This is a genomic window from Pseudomonas khavaziana (assembly GCF_019145205.1).
GTDB classification, from domain to species: Bacteria; Pseudomonadota; Gammaproteobacteria; order Pseudomonadales; family Pseudomonadaceae; genus Aquipseudomonas; species Aquipseudomonas khavaziana.
Genome location: NZ_JAHSTT010000001.1, coordinates 70,857 through 87,080 on the forward strand (window position 1 = coordinate 70,857; position 16,224 = coordinate 87,080).

Below are 16,224 nucleotides of genomic sequence, written 5' to 3' on the forward strand. Positions count from 1 at the left end.
GTGAGAGGGGGCTTGCTCCCGATAGCGGTAGACCAGACGACACGGGCTGCATGGCTTATCATTAGCCAACTAACGACGCCCACCAAGGTTCTCCCCGGCATGCTGGCAATCTTCCTTACCACCCTCACCATCACCGCGCCGGTGTTTGCCATGCTGTTTCTTGGTGTGCTGCTCAAGCGCATCAACTGGATCAACGACAACTTTATCCACACCGCGTCGTCCCTGGTGTTCAACGTCACCATGCCGGCGCTGCTGTTCCTGGGCATCCTGCATGCCGACCTGCACGCGGCACTCAAGCCGGGTTTGCTGATCTATTTTGCCGTCGCCACCTTGGCGAGCTTTGCTTTGGCCTGGGGCTGGGCGATCTTTCGTTGCAAGCGCGAAGACCGTGGGATCTATACCCAAGGCGCGTTTCGTGGCAACAATGGCGTGATCGGCCTGGCGCTGGCGGCCAGCATGTACGGCGACTACGGCATCTCCCTCGGCGCGATCCTCGCGGCGCTGGTGATCCTGTTCTACAACACGCTGTCGACCATTGTGTTGGCGGTGTACAGCCCGGTGATCAAGTCCGACCCATGGAGCATCTTTAAGAGCGTGGTGGCCAACCCGCTGATCATCAGCGTGATCGTCGCCGCGCCGTTCGCTTACTTCCAGATCGGCCTGCCCGGCTGGTTGGAAAAATCCCTGCAGTACCTATCGGATACCACGCTTCCGTTGGCGTTGATCTGCATCGGCGGCACCTTGTCCCTGGCGGCACTGCGCAAAAGCGGCAACATGGCGCTGAGCGCAAGCTTGATGAAGATGGTCTGGCTACCGGTAATCGCGACCCTGGGCGCCTGGCTATTGGGGTTCCGCGGGCCGGAGCTGGGCATCCTGTTCCTGTACTTCGGCGCGCCGACCGCCGCCGCGAGCTTCGTGATGGCCAGGGCGGCGCAAGGTAATCACGAGCTGGCGGCGGCGATCATTGTGATCACCACGCTGATGGCGGCGGTGACCACCAATATCGGGATCTTCGTGTTGCAGGCCGGTGGCTGGATCTAGGCGTCTTGCTGATAGCTGTCGATCACTTCCTGCGCGGCCCGAAATGCGTCAATCGCCGCCGGCACCCCCGCATACACCGCGCAATGCAGCAACGCTTCGCGTATCTCTTCGACTGTGCAGCCATTGTTCAAGGCACCACGGACGTGGCCCTTGAGTTCCTGCGGGCACTTGAGGGCGGTCAGGGCCGCGAGGGTAATAAGGCTACGGGTTTTGAGCGGCAAGCCTTCGCGGTTCCACACGCTGCCCCACGCGTGCTCGTTGACGAAGTCCTGCAGTGGCTGGGTGAACGCCGTGGCATTGCCCAGGGCGCGGTCGACGAACACATCGCCCATGACTTGGCGGCGCACTTCAACCCCAGGCTTTTTCTGATCGGTCATTGCGATTCCCTCTTGTGTTGGCGATGCCAGGCGCGCAGCGAGGTCAACAACAGCAAAACCACCAGCGCCGGCAGGACGTAATGCAACATCAGTTGTTCAAGCTTGTTGGCCAGGGGCATGCCGGTGGTGAAGGCCATCACATGCAGGCCGTACGCCAGATATAGCCCCAGCAGCACCAGCCCTTCGATACGCGTCACGCGGTAGCCGGTATAAAACACCGGCAGGCACAGGACGATGGCACCGAGCATCACCGGCAAATCGAAGTCCAGGGCATTGGGTGATACCGACAGCGGCGACGGCGCCACCAGCGCGGTAAAGCCCAGCACGCCCAGCAGGTTGAACAGGTTGCTGCCGATCACGTTGCCCACCGCAATTTCCCGTTCGCCCCGCAAGGCGGCGATCAGTGATGTGGCGAGGCAGGGCAGCGAGGTGCCCACGCCGATCAGCGTCAGGCCGATGACCCGCTCCGATAAGCCCAGGTCGCCCGCCACGTCCACCGCTGCGCCGAGCAGCAGGTGCCCGGCCAATACCAATATCAGCAGCCCGCCGAGCATCAGCAACACGCTGCTCAGCCAGGGCGCCTTAGTGACGGTGTCCAGGCTTCGCGGGCGGCGCGAATGGCGCGTCTGGTAATGCAGCACGCCCAGGTAGGCCAACAGCGCCACCAGCAATACGCCGCCATCCAATGGCGTGAGTATTTCGTTGGCCGCCAGGATAAACACCAGCAGGCCGGCGAAGATCATCACCGGAATATCCACGCGCACCAGTTGCCGCGATACGCGCAAGGGAATGATCAGCGCCGACAGGCCCAGGGTGACGAGGATATTGAAGATACTGCTGCCAATCACACTGCCTACGGCAATGTCGGTATTGCCGGCCAATGTGGCCTGCAGGCTGACGGCCATCTGCGGCGCGCTGCTGCCGAAGGCGACCACGCTCAAGCCGATGATCAGCGGTCGCACCTTGAGGCTGGCTGCCAGGCGCACGGCGGCGCGTACCAGGATCTCGGCGCCGACGATCAACAGCAGCAAGCCGCCGACCAGTTCGAGCAGGCTCCAGGGCGAAAGGGCATTCAATCCAAAAATACTCAAGGTGGCCTCAATCAGTTGTTCAGGGCTTGCACGCGCACCCGTGCGGTGCCGCTGCCCAGCATCCGCAGTTGCTCGGCAGCCTTGCGGGAAACGTCGATCAGGCGCCCACGGGTGTGCGGGCCGCGGTCATTGATGCGCAGCACCACCGATCGGTCATTGTCGAGATTGGTCACCTTGACCTGGGTGCCGAAGGGCAGGCGCCTGTGGGCGGCGGTCAGGGCGTTCTGGTTGAAAGGTTCACCACTGGCGGTTCGCTTGCCATGGTGCTTGGCGCCGTAATAGGAGGCGGTGCCGGTTTCATCGTAGCCTTTGGGGTCGATGAGGCCGCTGGCGCAACCGGCCAGCAGGGAGGACAGGGCCAGGAGGCCGAGTAGACGCTTCATTGTCAGGACATCCCCAATGAAAAATGTGGAGAGGGGGCATATGTGGGAGGGGGCTTGCTCCCGATAGCGGTGAAGCAGTCAATACATGTGTTGACTGAAACACCCTCATCGGGAGCAAGCCCCCTCCCACACAGGTGGAGCCAGACCTTGAAGTCTGCTCCAACCATTCACCGCAATCAGCCTTCGAGTTTGCTTTTAAGCAGTTCATTCACCTGTTGCGGGTTGGCTTTGCCCTTGGAGGCTTTCATCGCCTGGCCGACAAAGAAACCGAACATCTTGCCGCGCTTGGCTTCGTCTGCCGCGCGGTATTGCTCGACCTGTTCGGCATTCGCCGCGAGCATCTCATCGAGCACGGCCGAGATGGCGCCGCTGTCGGTGACTTGCTTGAGGCCGCGCTTGTCGATGATCTCATCGGCGCTGCCTTCACCTGCGGCCATGGCTTCGAACACCGTCTTGGCGATCTTGCCGGAGATGGTGTTGTCCTTGATGCGCAGCAGCATGCCGCCCAGTTGTTCGGCCGTGACCGGCGCTTCGTCGATTTCCAGGCCCTGTTTGTTCAACAGGCTGCCCAGCTCAACCATCACCCAGTTGGCCGCCAGCTTGGCGTCGCCGGCAATGCCTACGACTTTCTCGAAGTAGTTGGCTTGCTCACGGCTGGAAGCCAATACGCTGGCATCGTAGATCGACAATCCGAACTGTTCCTGGAAACGCTCGCGTTTCTGCTGTGGCAGTTCCGGCAGGGTGGCGCGGATGTCATTGAGGAACGAGTCCTCAAGCACCACCGGCAACAGGTCCGGATCGGGGAAGTAACGGTAGTCGTTGGCTTCCTCTTTGCTGCGCATGGCGCGGGTTTCGTCTTTGTTCGGATCGTACAGGCGGGTTTGCTGGATCACCTTGCCGCCGTCCTCGATCAGTTCGATCTGGCGACGCACTTCGCTGTTGATCGCCTTCTCAATGAAACGGAACGAGTTGACGTTCTTGATCTCGCAGCGGGTGCCGAACTCGACCTGGCCCTTTGGCCGGATCGACACGTTGCAGTCGCAGCGCAGCGAGCCTTCAGCCATGTTGCCGTCGCAGATGCCCAGGTAGCGCACCAGCGCGTGAATGGTCTTGACGTAGGCCACGGCTTCCTTGGCGCTGCGCATGTCCGGCTCGGAGACGATCTCCAGCAACGGCGTGCCGGCGCGGTTCAGGTCGATACCGGTGGCGCCCGGGAATTCTTCGTGCAGGCTCTTGCCGGCGTCTTCTTCCAGGTGGGCACGGGTTACGCCGACACGCTTGATGGTGCCGTCTTCCAGTGCGATGTCCAGGTGGCCCTTGCCGACAATCGGCAACTCCATCTGGCTGATCTGGTAACCCTTGGGCAGGTCCGGATAGAAGTAGTTCTTGCGTGCGAACACGTTGTGCTGGCCGATCTCGGCGTCAATTGCCAAGCCGAACATCACGGCCATGCGCACCGCTTCCTGGTTCAGCACCGGCAGCACGCCGGGCATGCCCAGGTCGACCAGGCTGGCCTGGGTGTTGGGCTCGGACCCGAACGTGGTGGCACTACCGGAGAAAATCTTCGATTGGGTGGCGAGCTGGGTATGAATCTCCAGCCCGATCACAACTTCCCATTGCATAGTGTTCTCCTCAGAAGCCGGTAGGGGTGCGGGTGTGCCAGTCGGTGTGCAACTGGTACTGGTGCGCCACATTGAGCAGGCGGCCTTCCTGGAAATACGGGGCGAGCAATTGCACGCCGACCGGCAGGCCATCGACGAAACCGGCGGGCATGGACAAGCCCGGCAAGCCCGCGAGGTTGGCGGTGATGGTGTAGAGGTCTTCCAGGTACTCGGCAATCGGGTCGCCGGTCTTGGCGCCGATCTTCCAGGCCGGGTTTGGCGTGGTTGGGCCGAGGATCACATCGACTTCTTCGAAGGCAGCCATGAAATCGTTCTTGATCAGGCGACGGATCTTTTGCGCCTTGAGGTAGTACGCGTCGTAGTAGCCGGCCGACAGGGCGTAGGCACCGACCATGATCCGGCGCTGGACTTCACTGCCGAAGCCTTCGCCGCGGGAGCGTTTGTACAGGTCGGTCAGGTCCTTGGGGTTTTCGCAGCGATAGCCGAAGCGCACGCCGTCGAAGCGCGACAGGTTGGAGGAAGCTTCTGCCGGCGCGATCACGTAGTAAGCGGGAATCGCGTGCTGGTTGTTCGGCAGGCTGATTTCCTTGATCACCGCGCCGAGCTTTTCCAGCTCCTTGATGCTGTTTTGCACCAGGTCGGCGATGCGCGGGTCGAGGCCGGCGCTGAAATACTCTTTCGGCACGCCAATGCGCAGGCCCTTGATCGAGGTGTTCAGGCTGGCGCTGTAGTCCGGCACTGGCTCATCGATGCTGGTGGAGTCCTGTTTATCAAACCCTGCCATGCCTTGTAACAATATCGCGCAGTCTTCGGCAGTGCGTGCCAACGGGCCGCCCTGATCCAGGCTGGAAGCGTAGGCGATCATGCCCCAGCGGGAAACGCGACCGTAGGTCGGTTTCAGGCCGGTGAGGTTGGTGAAGGCTGCCGGCTGGCGGATCGAGCCACCGGTGTCAGTCGCGGTGGCAGCCGGGAGGAAGCGCGCGGCAACGGCCGCGGCCGAACCACCGGACGAGCCGCCGGGCACGTGCGCAAGATTCCACGGGTTTTTCACCGCGCCGTAGTAGCTCGACTCGTTGGCCGAACCCATGGCGAACTCGTCCATGTTGGTCTTGCCCAGGGTCACGGCCCCGGCAGCGGCCAGCTTGGCGACCACGGTGGCGTCGTAGGGCGCTTTGAAGTTGTCGAGCATCTTCGAGCCGCAACTGGTGCGAATGCCCTGGGTGCAGAACAGGTCTTTGTGGGCGATCGGAGCGCCCAGCAGTGCGCCATTTTCACCGTTGGCGCGACGGGCGTCGGCGGCCTTGGCCTGGCTCAATGCCAGCTCCTGGGTGAGGCTGATGAAGCTGTTGACCTTGGGATCGTGCTCGGCGATACGCGCCAGCAGGGTCTGGGTCAGCTCTTCGGAAGAAAACTTTTTGTCGGCGAGACCGCGGGCGATCTCGGCCAGAGTCATGTGATGCATGAAAGGCTCTTTCCCTTTAGTCGATGACTTTCGGAACCAGGTACAGGCCGTTTTCGACCGCTGGCGCGATGGACTGGTAGGCCTCGCGATTATTTCGCTCGGTCACAACGTCTGCGCGCAGGCGCTGGCTGGCTTCCAGCGGGTGAGCCAGGGGCTCGATACCGTCGGTATTCACGGCCTGCATTTGGTCAACCAGCCCGAGAATGCTGTTCAGGGCTGCGGTGGTCTGTGGAAGATCGGCATCATTCAGGCCAAGCGAGGCCAGATGTGCGATTTTTTCCACGTCGGAGCGTTCAAGCGCCATGGGATTCTCCAGTGGAAAACAGAACGGAGGGCGTCCGTGTGTTAGATTGTCGGAACACTACCGCATTTCTACGGTCATATGGCCGCGATTGTGGGGGTTGGTGCACAGAAAGTCGGCCAATTTAGCACATTGGCGCCTTGCCCAAAATCCCTGTCGTTGTTAGAGTTTGCCGCACTTTTTTACCCACGCGTTGCCTAGGGTCCCTTTCCCATGTTCAAGAAACTGCGTGGCATGTTTTCCAGCGATCTTTCCATTGACCTGGGCACTGCCAACACCCTTATTTACGTGCGCGAGCGCGGTATCGTCCTGAATGAGCCATCGGTTGTGGCCATTCGGACCCATGGTAATCAGAAAAGTGTCGTTGCCGTTGGCACCGAGGCCAAGCGCATGCTCGGCCGTACACCAGGCAATATTGCTGCCATTCGTCCGATGAAGGATGGCGTGATCGCCGATTTCAGCGTCTGCGAGAAGATGCTGCAGTACTTCATCAACAAGGTTCACGAAAACAGTTTCCTGCAGCCCAGCCCTCGTGTGCTGATTTGCGTTCCGTGCAAGTCCACCCAGGTGGAGCGTCGTGCCATCCGTGAATCGGCCCTTGGTGCCGGTGCCCGCGAAGTGTTCCTGATCGAAGAGCCGATGGCGGCTGCGATCGGTGCCGGTCTGCCGGTTGAAGAAGCCCGCGGCTCGATGGTGGTGGATATCGGTGGTGGTACGACCGAAATCGCCCTGATTTCCCTGAACGGTGTGGTGTATGCCGAATCCGTACGCGTAGGCGGCGACCGCTTCGACGAAGCGATCATCACCTATGTGCGTCGTAACTACGGCAGCCTGATCGGCGAATCCACCGCCGAGCGCATCAAGCAGGAAATCGGCACCGCTTACCCGGGCGGCGAAGTTCGCGAAGTCGATGTTCGCGGTCGCAACCTGGCCGAAGGCGTTCCACGTGCCTTCACCCTGAACTCCAACGAAGTGCTGGAGGCTCTGCAGGAGTCCCTGGCCACCATCGTTCAGGCTGTGAAGAGCGCCCTGGAGCAATCGCCGCCGGAGCTGGCTTCGGATATCGCCGAGCGTGGCCTGGTGCTGACCGGTGGCGGCGCCTTGCTGCGCGACCTCGACAAGTTGCTGGCCCAGGAAACCGGCCTGCCGGTGATCGTCGCCGAAGATCCGCTGACCTGCGTTGCCCGCGGCGGTGGTCGTGCACTGGAAATGATGGATAAACACACCATGGACCTGCTTTCCAGCGAATAAGATCGCCTGGATGGTTCGTGCTTGGTCGGCAGGCAGCACTTTGCAGTGCTGCCTGTTGGCGTTTATCTTCTTCAATCTGCATCCAGGCCGGTTTGATGCCGTATGAATAAAGAGAACATTTGCCTGGGAGGAGCGGCCTATTAAACCGCTTTTCGCCAAAGGCCCCTCATTGGGCGTGCGCTTATTGGTGCTGGTCGTGCTTTCGGTCGCGCTGATGGTGGTCGATGCCCGCTTTGCACTGCTCAAGCCTGTGCGTAGCCAGATGTCGCTGGTGTTGATGCAGACCTACTGGATCACCGACCTGCCGCAACGTCTCTACCAGGGCGTGGCCAGCCAATTCGGCAGCCGCACCGAGCTGGTTGCCGAGAATGAAAAACTCAAGACTGAAAACCTCCTGTTGCAGGGGCGTATGCAGAAGCTGGCGGCCCTCACTGAGCAGAACGTTCGGCTGCGCGAGTTGCTCAACTCTTCGGCACTGGTCAACGAAAAGGTCGAAGTGGCCGAGTTGATCGGCATGGACCCCAACCCCTTTACCCATCGCATCATCATCAACAAGGGTGAGCGTGACGGCGTGGTCCTTGGCCAGCCGGTGCTCGACGCCCGCGGCCTGATGGGCCAGGTGGTGGAGCTGATGCCCTACACCTCGCGGGTGTTACTGCTGACTGACACGACCCACAGCATTCCGGTGCAGGTCAACCGCAACGGTTTGCGTGCGATTGCCAGCGGCACCGGTAACCCGGAACGCCTGGAATTGCGCCATGTGGCCGACACCGCGGATATCAAGGAAGGCGATTTGCTGGTCAGCTCCGGCCTGGGCCAGCGTTTTCCGGCAGGCTACCCGGTGGCGACGGTCAAGGAAGTGATCCACGATTCCGGCCAGCCGTTCGCTATTGTGCGGGCTGTACCGACTGCCGCCCTCAATCGCAGCCGCTACCTGCTGCTGGTGTTCAGCGACAATCGCACCCCGGAAGAGCGTGCCAACGACGCTGCCCAGGCCCAGGAAGCGCAAGACAAGCAGAACGGCACTGCGCCGGTCGTGCCGGCCACGGTGCCGAAACCAGCCTTCGTCGGCCCGCCAGCCCCTGCGGCCGCACCCGCTCCCGCAGCAGTGGCGCCTGTGGCAACGCCGGCCAAACCGCCGGCGCATAACGCCCGCCCGGCCAAGCCGGCTGCGGCCAAACCAGTGGCCACGACGCCAACCGCCGCTCCGGCCCCCACGCGGCAGAGGGAGGAATAATGGCCAGTACTCATTCGCGTAATGGCTGGATCGTCTGGCTGACCTTCGCCATTGGTCTGTTGCTGAGCGTTTCGCCATTGCCGCAATTCATGGAAATCCTGCGCCCGCTTTGGCTGGCCTTGCTGTTGGCGTTCTGGTCATTGAACCTGCCGCACAAGGTGGGCATGGTCACGGCGATGTGCCTGGGCTTGGCGGAAGATGTGCTCTATGGCACCTTGCTGGGCCAGAACGCGTTGATCCTCACCCTGATTACCTTCCTGGTGCTGTCGTTGCAGCAGCGCTTGCGCATGTTCCCGATGTGGCAGCAGTGCCTGGTGATCCTGGTGATATTCGGCCTGGCGCAGCTTGTCCAGTTATGGCTCAGCGCCTTGACCGTCAATCGCCAGCCCACCCTGGCGTTGGTCTTGCCGGCCCTGGTCAGTGCCTTGCTGTGGCCTTGGATCAGTTTTGGCCTGCGTGGGCTGCGTCGTCGCTATAAAATCAATTGAATGGTTGCGAGGCTCTGCCTGGTTATCGGACCCCACAGGGAGAGGCAGCAATGAATTCGCTTTATCTGGCTTCGGGCTCACCGCGGCGACGTGAGCTGTTGACCCAGATCGGTGTGCCTTTCACCGTGGTCAGCGCCGCTATTGATGAAACACCTCTTAACCACGAACCTGCCGTTGCCTACGTCGAGCGCCTTGCGTGCGGCAAGGCCACGGCGGGTTTTGTTGCGCTTGGCCAAACCGCCGGCGTCTGCGTATTGGGTGCCGATACGGCTGTGATTATTGACGGCCGGATCCTGGGCAAACCGGTGGACCAGGCCGACGCGCTGGCTATGCTGATGGCCCTTTCCGGCCGCGAGCATGAAGTGCTCACCGCGATTGCCCTCACCGACGGCCGGCGCTGCGAAACTCGATATGTAAGCAGTCTCGTACGTTTTCGCCAGGTCTCTGTCGAAGAGGCTACAACCTACTGGCACAGCGGCGAACCCCAGGACAAGGCTGGCGGTTATGCTATCCAGGGCCTGGGTTCGGTATTCGTTGCCGGCCTCAATGGCAGTTATTCTGCAGTGGTTGGCCTGCCCGTGTGCGAAACCGCGCAACTGCTCGCCCAATTCGGCATACCCTGTTGGCAAAACCTTACCGTGCGCTGAACGCCGTATTCCAGCGCCAAGCCTTGAGCGACCGGTCACTATTGTGAAAACGCCTGAACGAGACCCAGCCATGAGTGAAGAGATTCTGATCAATATCACGCCGATGGAATCGCGCGTGGCGGTGGTAGAGAACGGTGTTCTGCAAGAAGTACATGTCGAGCGCACCCAGAAGCGTGGGATCGTCGGTAATATCTATAAAGGCAAGGTGGTACGCGTATTGCCGGGCATGCAGGCGGCTTTCGTCGATATCGGCCTGGACCGTGCAGCATTCATCCATGCGTCGGAAATTTCCCTGCGTGAAGGCCCTGCGGTGGAAAGCATCAGCGCCCTTGTACACGAAGGTCAGAGCCTGGTGGTGCAAGTCACCAAGGACCCAATCGGCTCCAAAGGCGCACGTTTGACCACTCAGCTGTCGATCCCGTCGCGCTACCTGGTGTATATGCCGCGCACCGCGCATGTGGGCATTTCCCTGAAGATCGAAGACGAAGCCGAGCGCGAGCGACTCAAAAAGGTGGTCAGCGATTGCGTCGCCGCTGAGGGCATTAAGGAAGCGGGCGGTTTTATCCTGCGTACCGCCGCCGAGGGCGCCGGAGCTGATGAAATTCTTATGGATATCCGCTACTTGCGGCGCCTGTGGGACCAGATCGACGCCCAGATCAAGACCATCGGCGCTCCCAGCGTGATTTATGAAGATCTCGGCCTGGCACTGCGCACGCTGCGTGACCTGGTCAGCCCGAAGATTGAGAAAATCCGCATCGACTCGCGGGAAACCTTCCAGCGCACTACGCAATTCGTTGCCGAGCTGATGCCGGAAATTGCCGATCGCCTGGAGCACTACCCCGGCGAGCGGCCGATCTTCGACCTGTATGGTGTCGAAGACGAAATCCAGAAAGCCCTGGAGCGCAAAGTGCCACTTAAGTCCGGCGGCTACCTGGTGGTGGACCCGGCCGAGGCCATGACCACCATCGACGTCAACACCGGCGCATTCGTAGGCCATCGCAACCTCGAAGAGACCATCTTCAAGACCAATCTCGAAGCCGCCACGGCTATCGCTCGCCAGCTGCGCCTGCGCAACCTCGGCGGCATCATCATCATCGACTTCATCGACATGGAAGATGAAGAGCACCGCCGCCAGGTGCTGCGTACCCTCGAGAAGCAGTTGGAGCGCGATCACGCCAAGACCAACATCATCGGCATCACCGAGCTGGGCCTGGTGCAGATGACCCGCAAGCGCACCCGAGAAAGTCTGGAGCAGGTGCTGTGCGAGCCATGCAGCAGTTGCCAGGGCCGGGGTAAATTGAAGACGCCGGAAACCGTTTGCTACGAGATTTTCCGCGAAATCCTGCGCGAAGCACGCGCCTACCAGGCCGAAGGTTATAGAGTACTTGCCAATCAGAAAGTGGTCGATCGCCTGCTGGACGAAGAGTCCGGCAACGTCGCCGAGCTGGAAAGTTTTATCGGTCGCACGATTCGCTTCCAGGTTGAAACCATGTATTCCCAGGAACAATACGACGTGGTGCTGCTCTGATCCCCAATTGCGTGCCTTATCCGAGACCGGCAGACCTTGATCTGCCGTCCGCCAACTGTTTTTTGAGGGTCGCCTGACATGGAGCGTCTGATACGCTTTTTTGCCGCTTTGACCCGCTGGGGCCTGGGCTTGTGCGCGTTGCTGCTGGTATTGGCGGCGGTGTACGTGAGCCTGGGACGTGAATTGACCCCTCTGGTGGCTGAATATCGCGCCGAAATCGAAGCCAAGGCCCAGGCTGCCGTGGAGACGCCTTTGCATATCGGCAGCCTTGAAGGCCGCTGGAGCGGGTTTGCCCCGGTATTGCTGGCCCACGACGTCATGGTCGGCGAGGGCAGCAGTGCCTTGCGCCTGGACCAGGTGGAAGTGGTGCCGGATATGTGGGCCAGCCTGGTGGCGCGCCAGGTGCGTATCGCCCACCTGGGAGTCAGTGGTCTGCAACTGAACGTCAGGGAAGACAAGGATGGGCGTTGGTCGCTGCAAGGCTTGCCGGTGCAGGACGACCAGCCGCTGGATCCGCAACAGTTGCTGACGCGCATGCAAATGGTCAAGCGCGTCTCCGTGCTCGACAGCCAGGTCACCTTGCAACCCTTTAACCAGACGCCGGTGACCGTGACGTACGTGGGCTTGAGCCTGCACACCGGCACGAGCCACCAGCGCCTGGATGCACGCCTGACCCTGCCCGACGGCCAACCTCTGGCCGTCAGCCTGCGTAGCCGCATCCGCGCAAGCCAATGGAAAGACGCTGAGGTCGACGCCTACCTGAGCCTGCCGCAAAGTGACTGGGCCAAGTGGATACCCGCCAAACTGACCCAGCAATGGAAACTCACCCAGTTCGAGGCCGGTGGCGAGTTTTGGCTCAGTTGGGCCAAAGGCACCGTGCAAAGCGCTGCGGTGCGCCTCAATTCCCCGCAAGTTAAGGGCAGCTACGCCGACCGCAAGCCCGTGCACCTGGAAAACCTGGCGCTGACCGCCTACCTGCAACGCAGCGACAGCGGCCTCAAGGTGCTGTTTGATTCACTGGCGATGAATATCGGTGAGACTCGCTGGGAGTCGCGCCTGCAATTACAGCAGAGCCTGGCGACCGATAAGGCTCAGGAAGTGTGGAACCTGCAGGCCGATCGTCTCGACCTGACACCCATCACGCCACTGCTCAACGCCTTGGCGCCGTTGCCGGAAGGCTTTGCCAAGACCGTCGAGCACTTGAAGGCCACGGGCCTGCTGCGCAATGTGCTGGTGGACTTCAGGCCCCAGGACACCACCGACCAGAAAGTCAGTTTTGCCGCCAACCTTGAGCGTGTCGGCTTCGACGCGTATTTCGGCGCGCCGGCTGCGCGCAATGTGTCCGGCAGCATCAGTGGCGACCTGGGCCATGGCGAGCTGCGCATGGACAGCAAGGACTTTTCCCTGCACCTGGACCCGATCTTCGCCAAGCCCTGGCAGTACATCCAGGCCAATGCACGTCTGACCTGGAAACTGGATAAACAGGGTTTCACCTTGATTGCCCCGTATATCAAGGTGCTGGGGGAGGAGGGCAAGGTTGCTGCAGACTTCCTGATCCGCCTGCACTTCGACCATAGCCAGGAAGACTACATGGACCTGCGGGTCGGCCTGGTCGATGGTGATGGCCGTTTTACGCCCAAGTATTTGCCGGCGGTATTGAGTCCGGCGTTGGATGAATGGCTGCGCACTGCGATTCTCAAGGGCGCGGTGGATCAGGGGTTCTTCCAGTACCAGGGGTCGTTGAGCCACAACGCATTACCGGCGTCGCGCAATATCAGCCTGTTCTTCAAGGTTCATGATGCCGAGCTGGCCTTCCAGCCGGGTTGGCCCCATGTGAATAAGGTCAACGGTGAAGTGTTCGTCGAGGAAAGCGGTGTGCGCATCCTGGCAAGCAAGGGCCAATTGCTCGATACCCAAGTCAAGGACGTCTACGTCAACATTCCCCACGCGCCGGCCGGCCAGGACAGCCATCTGCTGCTAACCGGCGGTTTCTCCGGCGGCTTGGGCGATGGCCTGAAAATCCTCCAAGAGGCGCCCATCGGCACCGCGTCCACGTTCGCTGGCTGGAAAGGCGAGGGCGGCCTGCAGGGCAGCCTGGATCTGGACGTGCCTCTGACCAAGGGCACCGAACCCAAGATCTTGGTGGACTTCAAGACCGACAAGGCACGCCTGCAATTGGCCGAGCCACCCCTGGACCTGACCCAGCTCAAGGGCAGTTTCCGTTTTGACAGCGCCAAGGGCCTCAGCGGGCAGAACATTTCGGCCCAGGCCTTTGACCGACCGATCACTGCGCAGATTTTTGCCGAAGGCAAGCCGGGCGATATCAGCACCCGCGTGACCGCCAACGGCCAGATGACGGTCAAGCGCCTCACGGATTGGTTGAACGTCAGCCAGCCACTGCCGGTGTCCGGGGATATTCCGTACCAGTTACAAGTCATCCTGGACGGCGCAGACAGCCAGTTGATGGTCAACTCCAATCTCAAGGGCGTCGCCGTGGACTTGCCGGCACCGTTCGGCATGCCGGCCAGCCAGGGGCGCGACAGCACCTTCCGCATGACCTTGCAGGGGGCTGAGCGTCGTTACTGGTTTGATTACGGCGAGCTGGCAAACTTCACCTTTGCTGCGCCGCCGGACAAATTCAATGATGGCCGCGGCGAATTGTTCCTTGGCGATGGCGATGCAGTGCTGCCGGGCGCGAAGGGCCTGCGCATTCGTGGTGTGTTGTCGGAACTGGATATCGAACCGTGGAAAAAACTCGTAGACCGCTACGCGGGGAATGACCCGGGCGGCAATGCCAAGCAGCTGCTCAGTGGCGCCGATTTCAAAGTGGGCAAGCTGACGGGGTTCGGCACCCAGTTTGACAAGGTCAGCTTGCAGCTTGATCGCAAACCCGCTGCCTGGGGCCTGCGGTTCGATAGCCAGCAGGCCAAGGGCACTGTGAATCTGCCGGACGCCAAGGGGGCGCCGATTGCGGTCAATCTCAACTATGTAAAATTGCCAGCAGTGGACCCGACGGTACAGGCGGACGAAAATGCGCCCGATCCGCTGGCCGATATCGACCCCAAGAGCATTCCGGCACTGGATATCGCCATCGACCAGCTCTACCAGGGCCCGGATCTGGTGGGTGCGTGGTCATTGAGGATCCGTCCGACCGCCAAAGGCATGGCTTTCAATAACCTCGACCTGGGCCTCAAGGGCATGCAGCTCAAGGGTGCCGGCGGCTGGGAAGGGGCGCCGGGCGCCAGCAGCAGTTGGTACAAGGGCCGCCTGGACGGCAAGAACATTGCCGATGTGCTCAAGGGTTGGGGTTTTGCACCGACGGTGACCAGCGAAGATTTCCATTTGGACGTGGATGGCCGTTGGCCGGGTTCGCCGGCCTGGGTTGGGCCCAAGCGCTTCTCCGGCAGCCTGGATGCGGCATTCCGTAAAGGCCAGTTCGTCGAAGTGGAGGGTGGGGCGCAGGCGTTGCGGGTGTTTGGCCTGCTCAACTTCAATTCCATTGGCCGGCGTTTGCGTCTGGACTTTTCCGACCTGCTTGGCAAGGGCTTGAGTTACGACCGGGTCAAGGGCTTGCTGGCCGCCAGTAATGGCGTGTTCGTGACCCGTGAGCCCATCACCATGACCGGGCCCTCTACCAATCTGGAGCTCAACGGTACCCTGGACCTGGTGGCTGATCGCGTCGACGCCAAGTTGCTGGTGACCTTGCCGGTGACCAACAACCTGCCTATCGCGGCGCTGATTGTCGGTGCACCCGCTATTGGCGGCGCGTTGTTCCTGATCGACAAACTGATCGGTGAACGGGTTTCGCGCTTTGCCAGTGTGCAATACAAGGTACAAGGCCCCTGGAAGGATCCGAAAATCACTTTCGACAAGCCATTTGAAAAGCCAAACTGAGAGCCTGTGGAGTAGCATGGCCCCATGCCCTGTATGGAGTGTCGGCCCATGTCTTTTGCGGTAATCCAAATGGTCAGCCAGAGTGACGTGCTGGCTAATCTCACCCAGGCGCGCCGCCTGCTGGAGCAAGCGGCGGCGGGTGGAGCGAAACTCGCGGTACTGCCGGAAAATTTCGCTGCGATGGGGCGCCGTGACGTGGCCGAGATCGGTCGCGCCGAGGCACTGGGTGAAGGCCCGATCCTGCCATGGTTGAAACAGGCTGCCCGCGACCTCACCTTATGGATAGTGGCCGGCACATTGCCGTTGCCGCCCAAGGACCAACCCCACGCCAAGTCCAATGCTTGCTCGCTGCTGATCGATGATCAGGGTGAAATGGTCGCCCGTTACGACAAGCTGCACCTGTTTGATGTGGACGTCGCGGACGCCCGTGGTCGTTATCGTGAATCTGACGACTATGCTTTCGGAAGCAATGTGGTGGTGGCGGATACGCCAGTGGGGCGTTTGGGGCTGACAGTGTGCTACGACTTGCGCTTCCCCGAGCTGTACAGCGAATTACGCGCGGCGGGGGCTGAATTGATTACCGCGCCCTCGGCCTTTACGGCGGTAACCGGGGCTGCCCATTGGGATGTGCTGATTCGGGCGCGGGCCATCGAAACCCAGTGCTACCTGCTGGCGGCCGCTCAAGGTGGCGTGCACCCAGGCCCGCGGGAAACCCATGGTCACGCGGCGATTGTCGACCCTTGGGGGCGGGTGCTGAGTCAACAGGATCAAGGCGAGGCGGTGTTGCTGGCCGAACGCGATAGCAGTGAACAGGCGTCGATAAGGGCGCGCATGCCGGTGGTCAGCCATCGGCGCTTTTTCTCGCAGGGCGCGCAGCGGCCTGCTTCAGAACGATGAATTTA

At 61.1% G+C, this 16,224-nt stretch carries 14 protein-coding genes; 8 read left to right on the top strand and 6 right to left on the bottom strand.

The features are described 5' to 3' along the window. Positions 1 to 99: 99 nt before the first annotated feature. Positions 100 to 1,041, top strand: coding sequence for an AEC family transporter (locus tag KVH01_RS00280; RefSeq protein ID WP_217880083.1), 942 nt, complete (start codon positions 100 to 102; stop codon positions 1,039 to 1,041). Here KVH01_RS00280 and KVH01_RS00285 read toward each other — a convergent pair. From KVH01_RS00285 to gatC, 6 genes are all read right to left on the bottom strand, one after another. After that, positions 1,038 to 1,418 (bottom strand): carboxymuconolactone decarboxylase family protein, encoded by a 381-nt coding sequence (locus KVH01_RS00285; RefSeq protein ID WP_124399358.1) that lies wholly within the window; start codon positions 1,416 to 1,418, stop codon positions 1,038 to 1,040. The two genes, KVH01_RS00280 and KVH01_RS00285, sit on opposite strands and share 4 nt — an antisense overlap. Next, positions 1,415 to 2,494, bottom strand: a complete 1,080-nt coding sequence (locus KVH01_RS00290; protein WP_217880590.1) for a calcium/sodium antiporter — start codon at positions 2,492 to 2,494, stop codon at positions 1,415 to 1,417. Before KVH01_RS00290 ends, KVH01_RS00285 begins: the two co-directional genes overlap by 4 nt. 26 nt (positions 2,495 to 2,520) lie before the next feature. Further along, positions 2,521 to 2,892, bottom strand: coding sequence for a septal ring lytic transglycosylase RlpA family protein (locus tag KVH01_RS00295; RefSeq protein WP_217880084.1), 372 nt, complete (start codon positions 2,890 to 2,892; stop codon positions 2,521 to 2,523). Positions 2,893 to 3,068: 176 nt separating this feature from the next. Beyond that, positions 3,069 to 4,514, bottom strand: coding sequence for an Asp-tRNA(Asn)/Glu-tRNA(Gln) amidotransferase subunit GatB (gatB, locus tag KVH01_RS00300; protein WP_043048567.1), 1,446 nt, complete (start codon positions 4,512 to 4,514; stop codon positions 3,069 to 3,071). A gap of 10 nt (positions 4,515 to 4,524) precedes the next feature. Next, entirely contained in the window at positions 4,525 to 5,976 is a 1,452-nt protein-coding gene (gene gatA, locus KVH01_RS00305) for an Asp-tRNA(Asn)/Glu-tRNA(Gln) amidotransferase subunit GatA (RefSeq protein ID WP_217880085.1), read from the bottom strand. Between the two features lie 16 nt (positions 5,977 to 5,992). After that, positions 5,993 to 6,280 carry an Asp-tRNA(Asn)/Glu-tRNA(Gln) amidotransferase subunit GatC gene (gene gatC, locus KVH01_RS00310; protein WP_003188556.1) on the bottom strand — a complete coding sequence of 96 codons (288 nt, stop codon included), beginning with the start codon at positions 6,278 to 6,280 and terminating at the stop codon, positions 5,993 to 5,995. Between the two features lie 210 nt (positions 6,281 to 6,490). On the opposite strand from gatC, the gene mreB reads away from it, so the two are divergent. From mreB to KVH01_RS00345, 7 genes are all read left to right on the top strand, one after another. Continuing rightward, positions 6,491 to 7,528, top strand: coding sequence for a rod shape-determining protein MreB (gene mreB, locus KVH01_RS00315; RefSeq protein ID WP_002555108.1), 1,038 nt, complete (start codon positions 6,491 to 6,493; stop codon positions 7,526 to 7,528). A gap of 139 nt (positions 7,529 to 7,667) precedes the next feature. Continuing rightward, complete coding sequence (gene mreC / locus KVH01_RS00320; protein ID WP_217880591.1) at positions 7,668 to 8,765, top strand: rod shape-determining protein MreC; 1,098 nt, start codon at positions 7,668 to 7,670, stop codon at positions 8,763 to 8,765. Continuing rightward, on the top strand, positions 8,765 to 9,253 hold the full coding sequence (gene mreD, locus KVH01_RS00325; protein ID WP_217880086.1) for a rod shape-determining protein MreD: 489 nt from the start codon (positions 8,765 to 8,767) through the stop codon (positions 9,251 to 9,253). The genes mreC and mreD overlap by 1 nt, the downstream gene beginning before the upstream one ends. Positions 9,254 to 9,303: 50 nt before the next feature. Further along, the gene (locus KVH01_RS00330; RefSeq protein WP_124399362.1) at positions 9,304 to 9,900 is read left to right on the top strand and encodes a Maf family protein; all 597 of its coding nucleotides are present in this window, start codon (positions 9,304 to 9,306) and stop codon (positions 9,898 to 9,900) included. A gap of 70 nt (positions 9,901 to 9,970) precedes the next feature. Beyond that, entirely contained in the window at positions 9,971 to 11,428 is a 1,458-nt protein-coding gene (rng, locus tag KVH01_RS00335; RefSeq protein WP_043048573.1) for a ribonuclease G, read from the top strand. A gap of 78 nt (positions 11,429 to 11,506) precedes the next feature. After that, a complete protein-coding gene (locus KVH01_RS00340; RefSeq protein ID WP_217880087.1) occupies positions 11,507 to 15,322 on the top strand; it encodes a YhdP family protein in 3,816 nt (1,271 codons plus the stop codon). Positions 15,323 to 15,370: 48 nt separating this feature from the next. After that, positions 15,371 to 16,219 (top strand): carbon-nitrogen hydrolase family protein, encoded by an 849-nt coding sequence (locus KVH01_RS00345; RefSeq protein ID WP_217880088.1) that lies wholly within the window; start codon positions 15,371 to 15,373, stop codon positions 16,217 to 16,219. Positions 16,220 to 16,224: the final 5 nt, after the last annotated feature.